Genomic DNA, 21,584 nt, shown 5'->3' on the forward strand with positions numbered 1-21,584 from the left:
TTTGGGTCACTTATCAGCGAGCTGAGGAACCCCATGGTTTACTCTTATACCGAGAAAAAGCGCATCCGTAAGGACTTTGGTACTCGTCCACAAGTGTTGGACATTCCATACCTGCTATCGATCCAGCTCGATTCGTTCGAAAAGTTTATCGAACAGGATCCTGAAGGACAATACGGTCTTGAAGCCGCTTTTCGTTCTGTATTTCCTATTCAGAGCTACAACGGCAATTCAGAGCTGCAATACGTTAGCTACCGTCTTGGTGAGCCAGTATTTGACGTTAAAGAATGTCAAATCCGTGGCGTAACTTATTCAAAACCACTACGCGTAAAACTACGCCTTGTGATTTTTGATAAAGACGCGCCAGCAGGTACTGTCAAGGATATTAAAGAACAAGAAGTCTACATGGGTGAAATTCCACTCATGACTGAAAATGGTACCTTCGTAATCAATGGTACCGAGAGGGTTATCGTATCCCAGCTGCACCGAAGCCCCGGCGTGTTCTTCGACAGCGATAAGGGTAAGACTCACTCATCAGGTAAAGTTCTTTATAACGCACGTATCATTCCTTACCGTGGTTCATGGTTGGATTTCGAATTCGATCCGAAAGACAACTTGTACGTACGTATTGACCGTCGTCGTAAACTACCTGCTTCTATCATTCTGCGTGCCCTAGGCAAAACGACAGAAGAGATCCTAGATATTTTCTTCGAAAAAATTCATTTCGAAGTAAAAGATCAGACTCTTTACATGGAGTTAGAGCCAGAGCGTCTACGAGGCGAAACTGCATCGTTTGACATCGAAGCTGATGGTAAGATCTACGTAGAAAAAGGCCGTCGCGTTACTGCACGTCACATTCGTCAATTAGAAAAAGACGCTGTGAAATTCATCGATGTTCCTGTGGAATACATCGTTGGCAAAGTATCGTCTAAAGATTATATCGACGAAGCGACTGGCGAAGTTATCGTAGCGGCTAACCAAGAGATCAGCCTAGAAGCGCTAGCTAACCTATCTCAAGCAGGTTACAAAAAGCTAGAAGTTCTATTTACGAACGATCTAGACCATGGCCCATTCATGTCAGAAACTCTACGTGTCGACAGTTCGTCTGACCGTATTTCTGCATTGGTAGAAATCTACCGCATGATGCGCCCTGGCGAGCCGCCAACAAAAGAAGCGGCTGAAGCCCTATTTGAAAGCCTATTCTTCTCTGAAGAACGTTACGACCTATCAACTGTAGGCCGTATGAAGTTCAACAGCTCTATCGGTCGCGAAGATGCTGGCGAACAAGGCACACTCGATGAGCTAGACATCATCGAAGTGATGAAAAAACTGATCTCTATCCGTAACGGTAAAGGCGAAGTGGACGATATCGACCACCTAGGTAACCGCCGTATCCGTAGCGTGGGTGAGATGGCAGAAAACCAATTCCGTGTTGGTCTTGTACGTGTAGAACGCGCTGTTAAAGAACGTCTAAGCCTAGGCGATCTAGACAACGTGATGCCACAAGATCTGATCAACGCGAAACCTATTTCTGCAGCAGTTAAAGAATTCTTTGGCTCTTCACAACTTTCACAGTTCATGGACCAAAACAACCCATTGTCAGAAGTGACGCACAAACGTCGTATCTCTGCATTAGGTCCTGGTGGTTTGACTCGTGAACGTGCAGGCTTCGAAGTTCGTGACGTACACGTAACTCACTACGGTCGTCTATGTCCTATCGAAACTCCTGAAGGTCCAAACATCGGTTTGATCAACTCTCTATCAGCGTTTGCACGTTGTAACGAGTACGGTTTCCTAGAAACTCCGTACCGTCGTGTTGTTGATGGCGTTGTAACTGATGAAGTAGATTACTTGTCTGCGATTGAAGAAGGTCAATTCGTTATCGCTCAGGCGAACGCGAAACTGACTGAAGAAAGCACTTTTGCTGATGAGCTAATCACTGCTCGTCAAAAAGGTGAATCTGGTCTTCACCCTCGTGAACACGTTAACTATATGGACGTTGCAACTAACCAAGTTGTATCGATTGCAGCATCGCTAATCCCATTCCTAGAACACGATGACGCGAACCGCGCATTGATGGGTGCGAACATGCAACGTCAGGCTGTTCCAACACTGAAATCAGATAAACCTCTAGTAGGTACTGGTATCGAACGTAACGTAGCGGTTGACTCAGGTGTAACTGCAGTTGCGAAACGTGGTGGTATGATTCAGTCAGTTGACGCTTCACGTATCGTAGTTAAGGTTAATGAAGAAGAATTGGTCCCTGGCGAAGCGGGTATCGATATCTACAACCTGACTAAATACACTCGTTCTAACCAGAACACTTGTATCAACCAGCGTCCATGTGTGATGCCGGGTGAACCTGTGTCTCGTGGGGACGTTCTAGCTGATGGTCCTTCTACTGACCTTGGTGAACTTGCGCTTGGTCAAAACATGCGTATCGCGTTCATGCCTTGGAACGGTTACAACTTCGAAGACTCAATCTTAGTGTCTGAAAAAGTTGTTCAAGACGACCGCTTTACCACTATCCACATTCAAGAACTTTCTTGTGTGGCTCGTGATACTAAGTTGGGCGCAGAAGAGATTACTGCTGATATTCCAAACGTAGGTGAAGCTGCTCTGTCTAAACTAGACGAGTCAGGTATCGTTTACATTGGTGCTGAAGTGAAGGGTGGCGACATCCTAGTTGGTAAAGTAACACCTAAAGGTGAAACTCAGCTAACTCCTGAAGAAAAACTGCTACGTGCAATCTTCGGTGAAAAAGCATCAGACGTTAAAGATACTTCTCTACGTGTACCTGGCTCAGTAACTGGTACGGTTATCGACGTACAAGTCTTTACTCGCGATGGCGTAGAAAAAGACAAACGTGCGCTTGAAATCGAACAGATGCAGTTGAAAGAAGCGAAGAAAGACTTGACCGAAGAATTCCAAATTTTGGAAGGCGGTCTACTTGCTCGTGTTCGTACTCTACTGCTATCTGCTGGTTACAGCGAAGCGAAACTAGATAGCCTAGATCGTAAGCAATGGTTAGCACAGACTCTTGAGAATGATGATCAGCAAAACCAACTAGAACAGTTGGCAGAGCAGTTCGACGAGCTAAAAGCTGAATTCGATAAGAAATTCGAAGCTAAGCGTCGTAAGATCACTCAAGGTGATGATCTAGCTCCTGGTGTACTGAAGATCGTTAAGGTTTACCTAGCGGTTAAACGTCGTATCCAGCCTGGTGATAAGATGGCGGGTCGTCACGGTAACAAAGGTGTAATTTCTAAGATTAACCCAATCGAAGATATGCCTTACGATGAAACCGGTCGTCCTGTAGACATCGTACTAAACCCACTGGGCGTACCGTCTCGTATGAACATCGGTCAGATCCTTGAAGTTCACTTAGGTGCTGCAGCAAAAGGCATCGGTGACAAGATCAATGCGATGGTTAAAGAGCAACAAGAACTTGCGAAGATTCGTGAATTCTTGCAACGCGTTTACGACCTAGGCAACACTCGTCAGCAAGTAGACATTGCTAGTCTATCTGATGAAGAAGTACGTACTCTAGCGAATAACTTGCGTAATGGTTTACCTATTGCGACTCCAGTATTCGATGGTGCATCTGAGAAGAACATCAAAGCGTTGCTGAGCCTGGCAGACCTGCCAGAATCTGGTCAGCTAACACTGTTTGATGGTCGTACAGGTGATGCGTTTGAGCGTCAAGTAACTGTAGGTTACATGTACATGCTTAAACTGAACCACCTTGTTGATGACAAGATGCACGCTCGTTCAACCGGTTCTTACAGCCTTGTTACTCAGCAACCACTTGGTGGTAAAGCTCAGTTCGGTGGCCAGCGTTTCGGTGAGATGGAAGTATGGGCACTTGAAGCTTATGGTGCTGCATATACTCTACAAGAAATGTTGACTGTTAAATCGGATGATGTGAATGGCCGTACTAAGATGTATAAGAACATCGTAGACGGTAACCACTCTATGGAACCTGGTATGCCAGAATCGTTCAACGTATTGTTGAAAGAGATTCGCTCACTAGGTATCAACATCGAGCTAGAAGACGAAGAGTAAACCCTATAGCAGTCCCTTCGGGGGCTGCTTGACTGGTTTTCGGTAGGAAGGTGCTTACGTAAGTAGGCCCCTTTTAACTCCTTACAGGAGCTGATTGTGAAAGACTTATTAAACTTTCTAAAAGCACAGCACAAGACTGAAGAATTTGACGCGATCAAAATCGGTCTTTCTTCGCCAGACATGATTCGTTCATGGTCTTTCGGTGAAGTTAAAAAACCTGAGACCATCAACTATCGTACGTTCAAACCTGAGCGCGATGGTCTGTTCTGTGCGCGTATCTTTGGTCCAGTAAAAGACTACGAATGTCTTTGTGGCAAATATAAGCGTCTGAAACACCGTGGTGTAATCTGTGAAAAGTGTGGCGTTGAAGTAACCCAAACTAAAGTTCGTCGTGAACGTATGGGTCACATCGAGCTGGCTTCTCCTGTTGCTCACATCTGGTTCCTAAAATCACTACCATCTCGTATCGGTCTATTAATGGATATGCCGCTACGTGACATCGAACGTGTACTTTACTTCGAAATGTACGTAGTGACTGAGCCAGGCATGACTGATCTTGAAAAAGGTCAAATGCTGACTGAAGAAGAATACCTAGACCGCCTAGAAGAGTGGGGTGATGAATTCACCGCTAAGATGGGTGCTGAAGCGATCAAAGATCTGCTTCAATCTATGGATCTTCCTGCAGAAGCAGAAATGATGCGTGAAGAGTTACAAACCACTAACTCTGAAACAAAGCGCAAAAAACTGACTAAGCGTTTGAAATTGGTTGAAGCGTTCGTTACTTCTGGCAACAAACCAGAATGGATGATCCTAACTGTTCTTCCAGTTCTTCCGCCAGATCTTCGTCCTCTAGTACCACTAGATGGCGGTCGCTTTGCGACTTCTGATCTGAACGATCTATACCGTCGTGTGATCAACCGTAACAACCGTTTGAAACGTCTACTTGAGCTTGCTGCTCCAGACATCATCGTACGCAACGAAAAACGTATGCTGCAAGAGTCTGTTGATGCGCTGCTAGACAACGGTCGTCGTGGTCGTGCGATCACTGGTTCTAACAAACGTCCTCTGAAATCTCTTGCTGATATGATCAAGGGTAAACAAGGTCGTTTCCGTCAGAACCTTCTTGGTAAACGTGTAGACTACTCAGGCCGTTCTGTAATCACAGTTGGTCCATACCTACACCTGCACCAATGTGGTCTGCCTAAGAAAATGGCACTTGAGCTGTTCAAACCATTCATTTACAGCAAGCTAGAGACTCGTGGTCTTGCGACTACAATCAAAGCAGCTAAGAAAATGGTTGAACGTGAAGAATCAGTAGTTTGGGATATCCTAGACGAAGTGATTCGCGAACACCCTGTTATGCTTAACCGTGCACCAACACTGCACCGTTTGGGTATCCAGGCATTTGAACCTGTACTGATCGAAGGTAAAGCTATTCAGCTACACCCTCTGGTTTGTGCGGCGTACAACGCGGACTTCGATGGTGACCAAATGGCGGTACACGTACCGCTAACACTTGAAGCTCAACTTGAAGCTCGTACTCTGATGATGTCGACAAACAACATTCTGTCGCCAGCGTCAGGTGATCCTATCATCGTACCTTCTCAGGACGTTGTATTGGGTCTGTACTACATGACTCGTTCGAAAATCAACGACAAAGGCGAAGGCATGTACCTTGCTGGCCCTAAAGAGGCTGAGAAAGCGTACCGCACTAAGACCGCAACGTTGCACGCTCGAGTTAAAGTACGTATTACCGAGACTGTAATTGATGACGATGGCAACACCACGACTGAAACTAAGATGGTAGATACTACCGTTGGTCGTGCAATGCTATGGCAAATCGTACCGAAAGGTCTGCCATTCTCTGTTATCAACCAAAAACTTGGTAAGAAACAGATTTCTAACCTGTTGAACGTGGCTTACCGTAAGCTAGGTCTGAAAGATACTGTTATCTTTGCTGACCAAATCATGTACACAGGTTTTGCTTACGCAGCACTTTCTGGTGTTTCTGTTGGTATCGACGACATGGTTGTTCCACCAGCGAAATACACTGAGATCGCAGCAGCGGAAGAAGAAGTTCGCGAAATTCAAGAACAGTTCCAATCTGGTCTTGTAACTGCGGGCGAACGTTACAACAAAGTGATCGATATTTGGGCTTCTACCAACGACCGCGTTGCTAAAGCGATGATGGCTAACTTGTCATCTGAAACTGTTATCAACCGTGACGGTGAAGAAGAACAACAAGAATCGTTCAACAGCATCTACATGATGGCCGACTCTGGTGCGCGTGGTTCTGCAGCTCAGATTCGTCAGCTTGCTGGTATGCGTGGTCTGATGGCTCGTCCAGATGGTTCAATCATCGAAACGCCTATCACCGCGAACTTTAAAGAAGGTCTAAACGTACTTCAGTACTTTATCTCAACGCACGGTGCTCGTAAGGGTCTTGCGGATACAGCATTGAAGACAGCGAACTCAGGTTACTTGACTCGTCGTCTAGTTGACGTTGCACAAGACGTGGTTGTTACTGAACACGACTGTGGCACGCACGAAGGCGTTGTTATGACTCCTCACATCGAGGGTGGTGACGTTAAAGTAGCACTGACTGAACTTGTTCTTGGTCGTGTGGTTGCAGAAGATGTTCTGAAACCTGGTACTGAAGAAGTTCTTGTTCCTCGTAACACACTGATCGACGAAAAATGGTGTCAAATCCTGAATGAAAATTCAGTTGACCAAGTATTTGTACGTTCAGTAGTAACGTGTGACTCTGACTTCGGTTGTTGTTCACTATGTTACGGCCGTGACCTAGCTCGTGGTCACCTAGTTAACCAAGGTGAAGCAGTAGGTGTTATCGCTGCACAGTCAATCGGTGAACCAGGTACACAGCTAACGATGCGTACGTTCCACATCGGTGGTGCGGCATCGACAGCAGCAGCAGAAAACAGCATCAAAGCGAAAAACAAAGGTTCTGTTAAACTGCACAATGCTAAATTCGTAGTAAACAAAGAAGGTAAGCTAGTAATCACATCTCGTGCTTCTGAGCTAACCATCATTGACGAATTCGGTCGTACTAAAGAGAAACACAAACTGCCTTACGGTTCTCACCTAAGCAAACACGACAACGATGGTGTTGAAGTAGGTGACGTAGTTGCTAACTGGGAAGCACACACACTGCCAATCATCACTGAAGTGGCAGGTCGCATCCAGTTCGTTGACATGATCGACGGCGTAACTGTTTCTCGCCAGACAGATGACCTAACTGGTCTATCTTCTAGCGAAGTAACTGATGCAGCAGCTCGTCCATCAGCAGGTAAAGATATGCGTCCAGCTATCAAACTTGTTGATGAGAAAGGTAAAGATGTATTGATCCCTGGTACTGATATGCCAGCACAATACTTCCTACCTGGTAAAGCGATTGTGAACATCGAAGATGGCGCAGAAGTAAACGTGGGTGATACGCTTGCACGTATTCCACAAAAATCTGGCGGTAACAAAGACATCACCGGTGGTCTACCACGCGTTGCTGACTTGTTTGAAGCTCGTAAGCCTAAAGAGCCTGCAATTCTTGCTGAGTACACAGGTACTGTGTCATTCGGTAAAGAAACGAAAGGTAAACGTCGTCTAGTGATTACACGTGACGGTGGTGATGCTTACGAAGAGATGATTCCTAAACATCGTCAGTTGAACGTGTTCGAAGGTGAACGCGTTGAACGTGGTGACGTGATTGCGGATGGTCCAGAGTCTCCACATGACATTCTACGTCTACGTGGTATTCACGCTGTGACTCAGTACATCACTAACGAAGTGCAGGAAGTATACCGTCTACAAGGCGTTAAGATTAACGATAAGCACATTGAAACTATCGTTCGTCAAATGCTACGTAAGTGTACTATCACTCACGCTGGGGATTCTGAATTCCTACCGGGTGAACAAGTTGAATACGCTCAAGTTAAAGTGGCAAACCGTAAACTAGAAGCTGAAGGCAAAGAGCCTGCACGTATTGAACGTGAGCTACTAGGTATTACTAAAGCGTCTCTTGCAACTGAGTCATTCATCTCTGCTGCATCGTTCCAAGAAACAACTCGCGTTCTTACTGAAGCAGCTGTATCTGGTAAACGTGATGAGCTACGTGGTCTGAAAGAGAACGTAATTGTTGGTCGTCTGATCCCAGCTGGTACTGGTTTCGCATACCACCAAGAGCGTCAAGCGAAACGCGAAGCACAAAAAGAAGGTCCATCTGTTGAACAAGCAACAGATAACCTTGCTGCTCTGCTAAACGCTGGTTTCTCTTCTGACGAGTAATCGATAGCGCTAAAAAAAAGGCACCCTCGGGTGCCTTTTTTGTTGCTTGTCGTTTACGAAGTGTTGTCAACGCAAGTTTAATCAGCCGCTGGTTTAAGCGCCTGGAGGCACCGCAAGACTGTCAGCAATTAACTGAATTAAGGAATCTTCAATACCAAAACGTTGTTCGAGCACTTCTCCCACTTCAGAGAGATCGTGGTCGAGATCCTCTAAGTCTTCGTCATCTGTAATGGTGGCGTACTTATCAGTGAAACTGAGCAAAGGCTCGTTAGTTTCAATGATATCTCCGTATGTTGCATTAATATCATCCGTTGCATGGAATCCAGTGGCATGCCACTTGTTCATTACCATGTCATAGATTTTGAAGTGGCCTTCAGAAATGTAATCGACGAGATCTTGGCAAAACACTTGTAGCTCAATAGGTGATGGAAGTTCTTCTATCGTTGCTTTAGCAGCACTCGGCTGCATATTAGCTAGCTTACAATAGGCGACGATCAGCACTTGTCTCTTGTTTAACCAATGGTCAATAACGTCGCTGGAGCCACCCCACTGTTCTTGAGTTTTTTTCAGTTTTTTTAGCATGACAATGCCCTCATGGCTCATCATCAAATGATGATTATTCTTGGCTCATAGGTATTAAAGGTGGAAAAAAACCTATTGGGTATACAAGAATTTATAGAACATTTAATCGACAACTACAAACTCTGGTATGAAATCAGATTGCCAGTAAAATGGTGTAACTTCAAGAAGTGAGGATTGGATATGTTAAAGAATAGTGACGAGAAAACCGCTTATTGGTGTGTTGTTTCAGGAACTGATGTGTGGAGTATTGATGGAGATATCCCTTTTGGCAGTGCGGAGCAGTTCCAACTTCCTGTATCACAAGCGGTTCAGATCGGTAGTTACCAAGATTCACCGGTGTACTGGCTTAATGCTGACGAACTTGAAACGATTCCTGAATTGGTTTCGCTACGGAGCTTATTAGGGCTTGATACCACAAGGTTTCATCTACTTAGCAAAGCTGTGCAATATGGGCATATGACTCAATCGCAACGTTTTTGTCCAAATTGTGGCGGACGTAACTATTTCAATCATAGCCAAAATGCAATGCAGTGCCAGGATTGCCGTACGCTGCATTACCCTCGTATTTCTCCTTGTGTGATTGTTGCGGTACGTAAAGAGAATCAAATTTTACTCGCTCAGCATCCACGCCATAAAACAGGTATGTATACCGTGATTGCGGGTTTTGTCGAATCGGGTGAGACGCTAGAAGAGTGTGTTGCGCGCGAAGTTAAGGAAGAGACTGGCCTTGAGATTACCAATATCCGCTATTTTGGCAGTCAACCTTGGGCGTTCCCTTCCAATATGATGATGGGTTTCCTTGCAGACTATGCTGGTGGCGAGGTTAAGCCTGATTATAGTGAGCTAAGTGATGCTCAATGGTTTAGTCCTGATACGTTGCCTGAATTGGCACCTAAGGGAACCATTGCTCGTGAATTAATCGAACATACCGTCACAACCATACTTGAGCAAAACAGATAAAAAAAGCCCTCCAGAAGGAGGGGGTAAGTAATATGTCGTTATGAGATGTCGGTAGTTTGAGTACCTGCTACTTTTATTATTATGTAGTGAGCGAACAAATTTGTAACATTGTGCTAAAAAGTAAGCAAAGTATTTATTGATTTATCGCTTAATTACTTGAACTGGATAACAAAGCTAAGCGGTTTTCCTCATAGATCGATGTTAGAATACCTGCCCAGTAAATCAGCTAATACAATAATAATTGGAAGACGGAATGACAGAACTAAAGAACGATCGTTATTTACGCGCCTTGCTCAAACAACCAGTCGATTGCACTCCAGTATGGATGATGCGTCAGGCCGGTCGCTATTTACCTGAGTATCGTGAAACGCGCGCGAAAGCAGGCGATTTTATGTCCTTGTGCCGTAACGCCGAGCTTGCTTCTGAAGTGACTTTACAGCCGCTGCGTCGTTTCCCTTTGGATGCTGCTATTCTGTTCTCAGATATTTTGACGATTCCAGATGCAATGGGATTAGGTTTACGCTTTGAAGCGGGTGAAGGTCCAGTGTTCGATAAACCGATCACTTGTCGCGCCGATGTGGATCGTATTGGTATCCCTGATCCGGAAGGTGAATTGCAATACGTTATGAATGCAGTGCGTCAAATCCGTAAAGACCTGCAAGGTGAGGTACCCCTGATTGGTTTTTCTGGTAGCCCTTGGACACTGGCAACCTATATGGTTGAAGGTGGCAGTTCAAAAGCGTTTACTAAAATCAAAAAGATGATGTATAGCGACACAACAACATTGCACTTGTTGTTGGATAAGTTAGCAGACAGCGTGATTGAATACTTGAATGCTCAAATCAAAGCGGGTGCTCAATCGGTGATGGTATTCGATACTTGGGGTGGTGTACTGACTCCTCGTGATTACCAAGCATTCTCTTTGCATTACATGCATAAAATCGTCGATGGTTTAATTCGTGAAAACGAGGGGCGTCGCGTTCCTGTGACCTTGTTTACCAAAAATGGTGGCATGTGGTTAGAGCAGATTGCAGCAACAGGTTGTGATGCCGTTGGTTTGGATTGGACGATTGATATTGCTGAAGCGAAAGCAAGAGTCGGCGATAAAGTGGCACTGCAAGGCAATATGGATCCTTCTATGCTTTACGCTCCACACGAGCGTATTCGCGAGGAAGTGTCTTCTATTTTGAGTGGCTTTGGGGATGGTACAGGTCATGTGTTTAACTTAGGTCACGGTATTCATTTGGATGTACCACCGGAAAATGCTGGCGTGTTTGTTAATGCGGTTCATGAACTGTCTAAGCCTTATCACTTTAATAAATAGTCACTAATTGGCGCTGTATTACAGCGCCAACCTTACAAAACGAACTTGGTAAACTGCTGATACGCAGTGAGGGAATCCTCTTCGATGAAAACGAAAGACCGAATTGTTTATGCTGCATTAGAGCTGTTTAATGAAAATGGTGAGCGTAGTATTACGACTAACCATATTGCCGCGCATATCGATATTAGCCCAGGTAACTTGTACTATCACTTTCGCAATAAACAAGAGATTGTGCGCGAGATCTTCAAATTGTACTCGGCAGAATTGATTGAGCGTTTCACCCCTTTGCAGGGGCAGTATGAGAGCCTAACTTTGCTCAAGCATTACCTCGATTCGATCTTCACTTTGATGTGGCGCTATCGTTTCTTCTACGCCAATTTGCCTGATATTTTGCAACGCGACGATCAATTGCATGCAGATTATATTGCGGTGCAGGATAAGCTTCAGGCTAACCTCATCAATATTATCCGTGCCTTTGTTGAGATGAATTTGCTCGATATCGCAGAGCAAGATATGCAAAAAACCGCAACTACACTGCATATTGTGGCCTCTTCTTGGTTGGCTTATCGCTCGGCAATGTCACCAAAAACGCAGATTACTGAAGCCGTGATTCATCAGGGCGTACTGCAGATTATCTCAATTGTAAAACCGACCGCGACCTCGACTGGTTATGAACAGCTTCAGTTGTTGGAAGAGGGCGTGCGTGCTATGCATGCCTAAAAGGGATGAGATATAACCTTTCTGTCTTGGGCAATTCAAACTAATGCTGGTAACGTAATTGAGTGAAATAAACTCAGTGACCGATTTGATATGCATTACGATATTTTTAACGGTGATGCCGATGGCATCATCGCTCTTCTCCAACTTCGCTTAGCTCATCCGATCGCCAGTACCTTGGTTACTGGAATTAAGCGCGATATTGAGTTGGTTCATCAAGTTAGCTGCCAACCCGATGATTCCGTGACGGTATTGGATATCTCAATGGCGAAAAATCAGACTGCGCTTAACCAGATATTGGAACAGGGCGTCTCAGTCTTTTATGCTGATCACCATCTTCCTGGTGCTATTCCTGAACACGCCAATCTAGATGCCCACATCGATACGGATGCGAATATGTGCACTGGATTGATCATTGACCGCTATTTACAAGGGCAATTTCATGCGTGGGCCATTACGGCTGCTTATGGTGACAATCTTATTGCGAAGGCGACTGAATTGGCTGAGAGGGCTGGCTATTCTAAAGTTCAGCAACAACAGCTTTGTGAACTCGGTACGTTGATCAACTACAACGGTTATGGCCGAAATGTGGAAGAGCTTCATTACCATCCGGCTGCGTTATTTCGCATGCTGTCTCAGTACGATTCACCGTTTGCTGTTATCGCTGATAAGCAATCGCCGTATTACTATCTAAAACGGGGTTACGAGCAAGATATCGCGCTAGCTCAATCCGTCAGCCCTTATTGGGAAGATGAGCACTTGCGTGTATTTCTGTTACCCGCTGAGCCTGCGTCTTACCGCATCAGTGGCGTCTTCGGCAACTTGATTGCCAATCAGTCGCCAGAGCAGGCGCATCTGGTACTGACAGAAATCAATGATGGGCAAGCTTATACCGTATCGTTACGGGCACCGCTATCCAACAAGCAAGGGGCGGGTGGTTTATGCAGTGAATTTGCAACGGGTGGTGGTCGAGAAGGGGCGGGAGGAATTAACTCTCTACCTAAACATGCACTTGATGAACTGATTACCAAGGTTGCTAGCTACTACCGACATTAGTGGGTTTGCATTGAAAATGATTAAGAGAAAGGCCCGCTAGCGGTATTAGCGGGCCTTTTTATTCATCGGTTAGTCTCTGCGCTGTTACTTAGGTGATTAGCGGCTTAACCAAGAGAGAGGGTTTTCTGCTTGGCTGTTACGGCGCACTTCAAAGTAAACGGCTGGTTGAGGCTGACCGCCTGTATCACCGGCTAGGGCAATCGTCTCGCCTGCCGATACTTTATCCCCCTCTTTTTTGGTGAGGGCTTGGTTGAAACCGTAAAGGGTCATATCACCGCGACCATGGTCGATCAGCACCATCAGACCATAACCACGTAAATAGTCAGAGAAAACCACAGTGCCCGGATAGATAGCTTTGACCGGTTCTCCGTAATTGGCACTGATCACAATCCCTTTCCAGTTGATTTGACCGCCTTGATAATCGCCATAACGATGCAGTAATGAACCTTTGATTGGCCAAGGCAGTTTGCCTTTTTGTCTTGCTAAACCATCCATAGGGACGGCGTTTCGTTTCGCTGCTTTGGCAATTTCCGCTTTTAAGCGTGTTTCATTACGCTGCAGCTCAGCTAGATAAACCTTATCTCCAGAAATGCCTTTTTGAATTTTACTGATAGTGCTATGACGTTGTTGTTGGCTATTGGCCAGTTCTTGGTATTTCTTGGTTTGTTGTTCTAAGAGCGAGGTGATTTGATCCCGTTCCAACTTTAACTGGTGTTCACTATCATCCAGCTCTTGATGAGTTTGCTCGAGTGTCTGGATCGCTTGGGTACGTGATTTGGCTAAATGTTGGTAGTACTGACTAATGCGATCTTCTTCAACGCCGGTATTTAACAAGTTGCCACTGGCGGTTGCGCGTTTTGTGATGTAATAGGTTTGCATCAGCTTGGTAAGAATATCGGTTTGCTTTTTACGCTGAGTCTCTAACTGCGCGATTTTTTTTTGCAGCTGAGCGATATTCTGGTTGGCTTTGTTTTGCTGCTGCTTAGTCTCTTCAATTTGCTTTTTTTGACTCGCGATATCGAGCTCTTGCTTTTTCAATGCTTGTTGCAGTTCATCGAGCTCTTTTTGTTGCTGCGATAGCGATTGTTTTTGACGTTGAATTTCACTGGTTACGCCTTTTAACTCTTGCTGAGAGGCTGCGTATGTATCGATAGAAAAAAGCAGGCTCAAAGTGAGTACAGTCGCGGATGTAGTTAGGCTGAATAAGCGAGAACGGTGAGTCTTAAACGTCATAGTGATTAGTTTTATTTACCATTTATAGCGAGACAGTATTACCTAAAGCGTTGATTGAGGCGAGCGTGCCATGCAAAAAGTTTGTCATTCTATGCACAATAAACGCTGAAATAGAAAAAGGCCTCCATCAGGAGGCCTTTGTATCGAGAGTCAAAGAGACTTATTTGAACAGCACTTTACCAGTCATTTCTGCTGGAATTTCAGTATCTGTTAGCGCCAACATGGTTGGAGCTAGGTCAGACAGTTTGCCGCCTTCTTTGAATTCAAAATCTTTGTTACCAACATAGATTAGAGGTACAGGAAGGTTAGTGTGTGCTGTGTGGATGCCACCAGTTTCAGGGTTGACCATCATTTCAGCGTTACCGTGGTCAGCAGTGATAAGTAGTTGACCATCAGCTTCTTTAATCGCTTCAACAACACGACCAATACAAGCGTCAACGGCTTCACATGCTTTGACCGCAGCATCATAAACACCAGTGTGACCAACCATGTCGCCGTTAGGGTAGTTACAGATGATCGCATCGTATTTACCAGACTTAATCGCAGCAACGAGTTTGTCAGTCAGCTCAGTTGAGCTCATTTCTGGTTGTAGGTCGTAAGTCGCAACTTTTGGAGAAGCAACGATTTGACGATCTTCACCATTAAATTCAGTTTCAACGCCACCGTTGAAGAAGAACGTTACGTGAGCGTATTTTTCGGTTTCAGAAATACGTAGCTGAGTTTTACCTGCTTTCGCTAACCATTCACCGTAAGTGTTTGTTAGAGACGCTGGTGGGTAAGCGCAAGCTAGAGGAATATCTGCAGCGTATTGAGTCAGCATAACGAAATCAATTGCTGGGAACTTAGCGCGTTCAAAGCCGGCAAAATCTGTAACGAAAGTACGAGTGATTTCACGAGCACGGTCGGCACGGTAGTTCATGAACACAACAGTGTCGCCATCTTCAATCGCTGAAGACTCTTGGCCTGCTGCACAAACCACAGTCGCTTTCACGAATTCATCGTTTTCTTCACGAGCGTAAGCTGCTTCAAGACCAGCAACGGCAGAATCGACAGTGAACTCGCCTTTTGCTTCAACAAGAAGGTCGTAAGCTTTTTGTACGCGATCCCAGTTGTTGTCACGGTCCATTGCGTAGTAACGACCGATCAAAGATGCAGTGCGACCTTTGCCTAATTTCGCAAATAGTTCGTCAAAGCGTTTTAGTGATGCTTCGGCACTGCGTGGTGGAGTGTCACGTCCATCAAGGAAACAGTGTAGGAAGATTTTTTCAGCGCCACGAGCTGCTGCAAGTTCAACGGCTGCGTAGATGTGATCTTCGTGAGAATGAACACCACCTGGAGACATCAGACCCATGATGTGTACAGCTTTACCGCCTTTTACCGCTTTATCGATAGCTGACACAAGCACTTCGTTAGTTTGGAATTCACCGTCTTGGATAGCTTTAGTGATACGAGTTAGGTCTTGATAAACGATACGACCTGCGCCGATGTTTGTATGACCTACTTCAGAGTTACCCATTTGACCGTCAGGTAGACCTACGTCTAGACCAGAGGCTGAAATCAGGGTATGTGGATTGTTTGCTACCAGACCATCCAGAACAGGGGTATTTGCGTTGTTAATCGCATTGTTGCTGTTGTCTTCACGGTAACCCCACCCGTCAAGAATGACTAGAGCCATAGGCTTCTTAGCTGACATAGTATTGACCTCGTCAAATTCAAAGTAACTGAAATTAGCGTAATTTTACTACACTTTTTCCCCTTTGCAGTAGGTTAAGATCAATGATTCTACCTATCAATGTGATTAACCCCTACTTAGAGTAGCAAGTGGTAAATTAGTAACCTTTTTAGGTGTAAGGATATTACGTACCCTAGTACACCAATATTCCAGTGCCCAGCACAGCGACAAAAGCGCCTGACCAAGCATACCGGTTTGGACATTGCTTCGTGTACAACCAGATAATTGGTAATAACATAATTGGCGTGGTAGAAGACAATAACGCAACCATGCCGACATTTCCATCTCGTAACGCGTACATGATAAGCGTCATGCCAAGAGCCATTGCCAGAAAACCGTTAACAAAAGTGATGGCAAAAATAGTAGGTGTAATTCTTTGTGTGGCGACCGCTAAGCGATGCCCTGTGAATCGAAAGAGGCAATGTGCGCAGAAAGCGGTGATCATACGGATAGCTGAGGCTGCTACAGGATCGATCTCGGTGACCATGACGGGCTTTGCCAATATACCGCCTAAGGCTTGGCAAATTGCAGCTGTTATACCTAGGGCAATACCTGCGCCAATATGACCATTGATACTATCGAGTTGATGGCTTTTCTTACCGCGACGGCCAAAAAATATGGCGCTCAATACACCAGTAAAGACGAGAGTTGAGCCTAATAATTCCCCACTGCTCATGGTTTCGCTAAAGAGAAAGTAGCCCAATACGGCAGAAAATACGGCATGGCATGAAAAGAGCAAGCCCGATTGGCGAGGCCCCATGCGATTTAAGCAGGCAAACAAAGCCGTATCGCCGATAAAAATACCAATCAAGCCAGAGAGTGCCATGGGTAAGATATCGCTGGTGGTAACAGAGTCCCAGCCGCCAGTGAAAAGCGCGAATAGCGTCAAAATGATCGAGGTGCAGCCCATTCGCCAACGGCTATAAGCAAAAGATCCCAGATGTTTGGATGGTGCTACCGACATTAAGCTTGATATTGCCCAAAGCAGGGCAGCGCCTAAGGCCAGCCATTCGTAACCCATGAAGTTTATCCGTAACGTGAAAGGGTAAAGAGGAGTGCTAATATGCCATTTAGCCAAACGAAAGCAATGACTATTTTCTTGGTCGATTGAGTGTTGAGAGCGCTGGAAGATAAAAAGAAAAATCCCGGCAGCGCCGGGATTTATTTATGCTTTGTGTGCGTACGCAGAACCTAAACGAGTCGGCGTATTAACGCGCATCGAATCATCAAAACGAATCGCGTCTTTGGCAAATAGGTTAATCACTGTTGAACCTAGCTTGAAGCGACCCATCTCTTCCCCTTTTTTAAAGTGGATAGCTTTTTCGCCTTCGGCTGGGTAGTTCCAGCGATAAATGGTATTGCCTCTTGGTGGTGTAATTGTACCTGCCCAAACAACTTCAATACTACCAACGATGGTTGCACCGACGAGTACCTGAGCGAGTGGTCCAAATGGCGTGTCGAAGATACACACAACACGTTCATTACGCGCAAAAAGATTAGGCACGTTCTCAGCAGTTAATGGATTCACTGAGAATAGGTCCCCCGGTACATAAATCATTTGACGTAACGTGCCATCACAAGGCATGTGCACGCGATGGTAGTCACTTGGTGATAAGTAAAGTGTGGCAAAATCACCATCAATAAACTCGTTTGCCAAAGTAGCATCGCCACCCAATAGTTCCTGAGCGGAAAAGTCATGGCCTTTTGCTTGAATCAGCTTACCGTCATTGATGTAACCAAACTGACTTACGCATGCATCTGCAGGGTGAACTAATGTTTCCTCACCTTCGGCTAGTGGACGTACACCTGGTTTGAGTTCGCGAACAAAAAACTCATTAAACGTACTAAAGTGTTTTGGATCTGAGTGCAACGCCTCATCCATGTTCACTTTGTACTGTTTGATAAACAAACGAATAACCGCTGTGGTTAGACCGCCTGCTTTGGCTGAAGCCAGTTTCCCTACCAAGCGGGTTAAACCATGCTGAGGGATCCAGTACTGCAGTCCAACTTTAATTTTATCCATTGTCGATAATTCCAATGTCTATTTATCATTTGGGCGCGAAATGTTACTGAAAAATTGTAATGATGTCAGTATTTGTGCACTTCTAGCCCACAAAATTCGATCAAAGATCGGCTTTCTTATTCTTTGAATATTGTCGGTTGGCTTTATTTTCCGCCATGCTTTCAATAATTCGGTGATAGTTGTCGAAACGAATTTCACTGATTTCGCCCTTGCTGACGGCTTCACGTAATAAACAACCAGGATCATCACCGTGTTTGCAATCGCGGAACTTACAGCCACCAAGATAAGGACGAAACTCTCGATAAGCTTGAGTAATGTCATCAGCTTCTAGGTGCCATAAACCAAATTCACGAACCCCAGGGGAGTCAATCAGATCGCCACCTGTTGGAATATGGTATAAACGAGCCGCCGTTGTGGTATGTTGGCCTAAACCTGAGTTTTCGGAGATTTCTCCCTCCTCAGCAATTAAGTCACAATCAGGCATTAACGCATTGACTAAGCTTGATTTCCCCACCCCTGATTGACCAACAAAAATGTTGATTTTGTTGCGCAGCAGAGCCTCGAGTTCTTCAATCCCTTCGCCGGTTTGCTTACTCACATACAGCACTTGAAAGCCAATACCACGATAGATATCTAGCCATTGGTCATACTGTTGGCGTAGTTCATCTGTCAGTAGATCGATTTTATTCAATACTAACAGTGGTGCGATATCTAACGTTTCCGAGGCAATTAGATAACGGTCTATAATGTTGAGTGACAGCTCTGGTAGCACAGAAGATATGATCACCATCTGATCAACGTTGGCTGCAACAGGTTTTAAACCGTCATAGTAATCTGGACGAGTCAAAACGGATTTGCGTGGTTCGACAGCTTCCACGACACCTGAAATGCCAGCGAGCGTTTCGATACCTGGACGCCAAGTAACACGATCACCAGAGACAAGAGTTTCAATTCCCCGGCGCATATTGCAACGGTGAATTTCACCTGTTTCAACATCTTCGATGTCAGCATGCTGACCAAAACGGGTAATCACTAGCCCATTTTTGGCACCTTCTAGCATGGATTCGTCCCATTGAATGGTCTCTTCCTGGGTGAGTCGTTTACTTTGATTGCTTCTTACTCGCCTTACTTGGCCTTTAGTCAGCTTATTTCTTTTTGCCACTATGCGTTTCTTTATTCTAAGTTAGAGAATGTCGGCTGCATGTATACCAGCAGATGCTATGAAATCCAAGAGAGTGCGGTATCTTGGTTTTCTGATTTTAGGTATAGTACCTTTTTTCCAGACAATCCCATATAGGCACCTATCTATGTCTTTTAACGAACAGAATCTTATCTGGGTCGATTTAGAGATGACGGGTTTAGATCCAGAAACCCACAAAATTATCGAAATCGCCACTATTGTGACGGACAGTGAACTGAATATTTTGGCTGAAGGCCCTGTGCTTGCGATTCATCAACCAGAGTCTGAGCTAGCTAAAATGGACGATTGGTGTACCAACACCCATACCGCAAGTGGATTGGTTGATCGAATTCGTGCAAGTAAGATCACTGAAGATGACGCGGTGGCACAAACTATCGAATTTTTAGAGAAATGGGTACCAAAAGGTAAATCTCCGATTTGCGGTAACAGTATTGGTCAGGATCGCCGTTTTCTATATAAACACATGCCAACGCTTGAAGAGTACTTCCATTACCGTTACATCGATGTCAGCACGATTAAAGAGTTGACTCGTCGTTGGAAACCAGAAGTTCTATCGGGATTTACTAAACAAGGTAGCCATTTAGCACTCGATGACATTCGTGAATCTATTGCTGAGTTGCAGTTTTATCGTCAACACGTGTTCTCGATTTAAGTGACCCAATAGCGGTTATGTCAGGGTCGAGCAGCAGAGAGATTAAGGAAATGATTCTTTTTGTATGCTTTTTCAGCGTTTAAGATTATTTTTTTCTTTTTTTTGATGAAGTTCTTGCATCAAAAAAAAATGCTCTTATAATTCGCAGCCCTGACAACGGGAAACCGAAAGTCAATGCGACACTAGCTCAGTTGGTAGAGCGCAACCTTGCCAAGGTTGAGGTCACGAGTTCGAACCTCGTGTGTCGCTCCAATCTTTCTTTAAGATTGAAAGCAAAACGTTTAAACGTCGTATGATGCGACACTAGCTCAGTTGGTAGAGCGCAACCTTGCCAAGGTTGAGGTCACGAGTTCGAACCTCGTGTGTCGCTCCAATCTCCCTTTACGGTTGAGAGCACCAACGTTTAAACGACATACGATGCGACACTAGCTCAGTTGGTAGAGCGCAACCTTGCCAAGGTTGAGGTCACGAGTTCGAACCTCGTGTGTCGCTCCAATCTTTCTTTAAGATTGAAGCACTAACGTTTAACGACGTATGATGCGACACTAGCTCAGTTGGTAGAGCGCAACCTTGCCAAGGTTGAGGTCACGAGTTCGAACCTCGTGTGTCGCTCCAGTTTCCTTCTCGTAGAGAAGAAAGTCTTCATCGTACTTTAACGGTGACACAATACGGACGCGGGGTGGAGCAGTTTGGTAGCTCGTCGGGCTCATAACCCGAAGGCCGTCGGTTCAAATCCGGCCCCCGCAACCAAATTCTAATAATTTGTTGAAAAACAAGTTGTTATGCGACACTAGCTCAGTTGGTAGAGCGCAACCTTGCCAAGGTTGAGGTCACGAGTTCGAACCTCGTGTGTCGCTCCAGTTTCCTTCTCATTAGAGAAGAAAGTCTTCATCGTACTTTAACGGTGACACAATACGGACGCGGGGTGGAGCAGCTTGGTAGCTCGTCGGGCTCATAACCCGAAGGTCGTTGGTTCAAATCCAGCCCCCGCAACCAAATTCTAATAATTTGTTGAAAAACAAGTTGTTATGCGACACTAGCTCAGTTGGTAGAGCGCAACCTTGCCAAGGTTGAGGTCACGAGTTCGAACCTCGTGTGTCGCTCCAGTTTCCTTCTCATTAGAGAAGAAAGTCTTCATCGTACTTTAACGGTGACACAATACGGACGCGGGGTGGAGCAGCTTGGTAGCTCGTCGGGCTCATAACCCGAAGGTCGTCGGTTCAAATCCGGCCCCCGCAACCAAATTCTAATAATTTGTTGAAAAACAAGTTGTTATGCGACACTAGCTCAGTTGGTAGAGCGCAACCTTGCCAAGGTTGAGGTCACGAGTTCGAACCTCGTGTGTCGCTCCAGTTTCCTTCTCATTAGAGAAGAAAGTCTTCATCGTACTTCAACGGTGACACAATACGGACGCGGGGTGGAGCAGCTTGGTAGCTCGTCGGGCTCATAACCCGAAGGTCGTTGGTTCAAATCCGGCCCCCGCAACCAAATTTAGATAATTTGATTCGTTCGAGTTATCACATCTCAGATGCGACACTAGCTCAGTTGGTAGAGCGCAACCTTGCCAAGGTTGAGGTCACGAGTTCGAACCTCGTGTGTCGCTCCAGTTTCCTTCTCATTAGAGAAGAGAGTCCTCATCGTACTTCAACGGTGACACAATACGGACGCGGGGTGGAGCAGCTTGGTAGCTCGTCGGGCTCATAACCCGAAGGTCGTCGGTTCAAATCCGGCCCCCGCAACCAA

The 21,584-nt window shown here is 45.4% G+C and carries 13 protein-coding genes and 13 tRNA genes; 20 read left to right on the forward strand and 6 right to left on the reverse strand.

What is annotated here, in order from left to right:
• The first annotated feature begins 33 nt into the window (after positions 1–33).
• Complete coding sequence (gene rpoB, locus OCV11_RS01390) at positions 34–4,062, forward strand: DNA-directed RNA polymerase subunit beta (protein WP_261894535.1); 4,029 nt, start codon at positions 34–36, stop codon at positions 4,060–4,062.
• A 96-nt stretch (positions 4,063–4,158) separates the two neighbouring features.
• Positions 4,159–8,361, forward strand: a complete 4,203-nt coding sequence (gene rpoC / locus OCV11_RS01395; RefSeq protein ID WP_261894537.1) for a DNA-directed RNA polymerase subunit beta' — start codon at positions 4,159–4,161, stop codon at positions 8,359–8,361.
• Between the two features lie 93 nt (positions 8,362–8,454).
• Here the strand turns inward: rpoC and rsd are convergent, their stop codons facing one another.
• Complete coding sequence (rsd, locus tag OCV11_RS01400) at positions 8,455–8,943, reverse strand: sigma D regulator (RefSeq protein WP_261894539.1); 489 nt, start codon at positions 8,941–8,943, stop codon at positions 8,455–8,457.
• A 180-nt stretch (positions 8,944–9,123) separates the two neighbouring features.
• Between rsd and nudC the strand changes: the two genes are divergently transcribed.
• From nudC to OCV11_RS01420, 4 genes are all read left to right on the forward strand, one after another.
• On the forward strand, positions 9,124–9,903 hold the full coding sequence (nudC, locus tag OCV11_RS01405; RefSeq protein ID WP_261894541.1) for an NAD(+) diphosphatase: 780 nt from the start codon (positions 9,124–9,126) through the stop codon (positions 9,901–9,903).
• A gap of 253 nt (positions 9,904–10,156) precedes the next feature.
• Entirely contained in the window at positions 10,157–11,227 is a 1,071-nt protein-coding gene (gene hemE, locus OCV11_RS01410) for a uroporphyrinogen decarboxylase (protein ID WP_261894543.1), read from the forward strand.
• 84 nt (positions 11,228–11,311) lie between these two features.
• Positions 11,312–11,947 (forward strand): TetR/AcrR family transcriptional regulator, encoded by a 636-nt coding sequence (locus OCV11_RS01415; RefSeq protein WP_261894545.1) that lies wholly within the window; start codon positions 11,312–11,314, stop codon positions 11,945–11,947.
• 90 nt (positions 11,948–12,037) lie between these two features.
• The gene (locus tag OCV11_RS01420; protein WP_261894546.1) at positions 12,038–13,000 is read left to right on the forward strand and encodes a DHH family phosphoesterase; all 963 of its coding nucleotides are present in this window, start codon (positions 12,038–12,040) and stop codon (positions 12,998–13,000) included.
• Between the two features lie 96 nt (positions 13,001–13,096).
• On the opposite strand, the gene OCV11_RS01425 is transcribed toward OCV11_RS01420, so the two are convergent.
• The 5 genes from OCV11_RS01425 to rsgA form a co-directional block, all read right to left on the reverse strand.
• Positions 13,097–14,233, reverse strand: a complete 1,137-nt coding sequence (locus OCV11_RS01425; protein ID WP_261894547.1) for a murein hydrolase activator EnvC family protein — start codon at positions 14,231–14,233, stop codon at positions 13,097–13,099.
• Positions 14,234–14,393: 160 nt separating this feature from the next.
• Positions 14,394–15,926, reverse strand: coding sequence for a 2,3-bisphosphoglycerate-independent phosphoglycerate mutase (gpmM, locus tag OCV11_RS01430; RefSeq protein ID WP_261894549.1), 1,533 nt, complete (start codon positions 15,924–15,926; stop codon positions 14,394–14,396).
• A 172-nt stretch (positions 15,927–16,098) separates the two neighbouring features.
• Entirely contained in the window at positions 16,099–16,986 is an 888-nt protein-coding gene (locus OCV11_RS01435; protein ID WP_261894551.1) for a DMT family transporter, read from the reverse strand.
• 144 nt (positions 16,987–17,130) lie between these two features.
• The gene (gene asd, locus OCV11_RS01440) at positions 17,131–17,988 is read right to left on the reverse strand and encodes an archaetidylserine decarboxylase (protein WP_261894553.1); all 858 of its coding nucleotides are present in this window, start codon (positions 17,986–17,988) and stop codon (positions 17,131–17,133) included.
• A gap of 100 nt (positions 17,989–18,088) precedes the next feature.
• On the reverse strand, positions 18,089–19,150 hold the full coding sequence (gene rsgA / locus OCV11_RS01445; RefSeq protein ID WP_261894555.1) for a small ribosomal subunit biogenesis GTPase RsgA: 1,062 nt from the start codon (positions 19,148–19,150) through the stop codon (positions 18,089–18,091).
• 145 nt (positions 19,151–19,295) lie between these two features.
• Here rsgA and orn point away from each other — a divergent pair, with 145 nt between their 5' ends.
• The 14 genes from orn (at position 19,296) to OCV11_RS01515 (ending at position 21,583) form a co-directional block, all read left to right on the forward strand.
• Entirely contained in the window at positions 19,296–19,841 is a 546-nt protein-coding gene (gene orn, locus OCV11_RS01450) for an oligoribonuclease (RefSeq protein ID WP_261894557.1), read from the forward strand.
• A gap of 176 nt (positions 19,842–20,017) precedes the next feature.
• Positions 20,018–20,093: transfer RNA gene (locus tag OCV11_RS01455), tRNA-Gly, on the forward strand.
• 45 nt (positions 20,094–20,138) lie between these two features.
• Positions 20,139–20,214, forward strand: a tRNA-Gly gene (locus OCV11_RS01460).
• A 46-nt stretch (positions 20,215–20,260) separates the two neighbouring features.
• A tRNA-Gly gene (locus OCV11_RS01465) sits at positions 20,261–20,336 on the forward strand.
• A gap of 44 nt (positions 20,337–20,380) precedes the next feature.
• Positions 20,381–20,456, forward strand: a tRNA-Gly gene (locus OCV11_RS01470).
• Positions 20,457–20,514: 58 nt separating this feature from the next.
• Positions 20,515–20,591, forward strand: a tRNA-Met gene (locus tag OCV11_RS01475).
• 34 nt (positions 20,592–20,625) lie between these two features.
• Positions 20,626–20,701, forward strand: a tRNA-Gly gene (locus OCV11_RS01480).
• A gap of 59 nt (positions 20,702–20,760) precedes the next feature.
• Positions 20,761–20,837, forward strand: a tRNA-Met gene (locus OCV11_RS01485).
• Positions 20,838–20,871: 34 nt separating this feature from the next.
• Positions 20,872–20,947 (forward strand) — tRNA-Gly (locus OCV11_RS01490).
• Between the two features lie 59 nt (positions 20,948–21,006).
• Positions 21,007–21,083: transfer RNA gene (locus tag OCV11_RS01495), tRNA-Met, on the forward strand.
• A gap of 34 nt (positions 21,084–21,117) precedes the next feature.
• Positions 21,118–21,193, forward strand: a tRNA-Gly gene (locus tag OCV11_RS01500).
• A 59-nt stretch (positions 21,194–21,252) separates the two neighbouring features.
• Positions 21,253–21,329: transfer RNA gene (locus OCV11_RS01505), tRNA-Met, on the forward strand.
• A 42-nt stretch (positions 21,330–21,371) separates the two neighbouring features.
• A tRNA-Gly gene (locus OCV11_RS01510) sits at positions 21,372–21,447 on the forward strand.
• A 59-nt stretch (positions 21,448–21,506) separates the two neighbouring features.
• Positions 21,507–21,583: transfer RNA gene (locus OCV11_RS01515), tRNA-Met, on the forward strand.
• Position 21,584 lies beyond the last annotated feature (1 nt).

It is taken from the genome of Vibrio porteresiae DSM 19223 (genome assembly GCF_024347055.1).
GTDB classification, from domain to species: domain Bacteria; phylum Pseudomonadota; class Gammaproteobacteria; order Enterobacterales; family Vibrionaceae; genus Vibrio; species Vibrio porteresiae.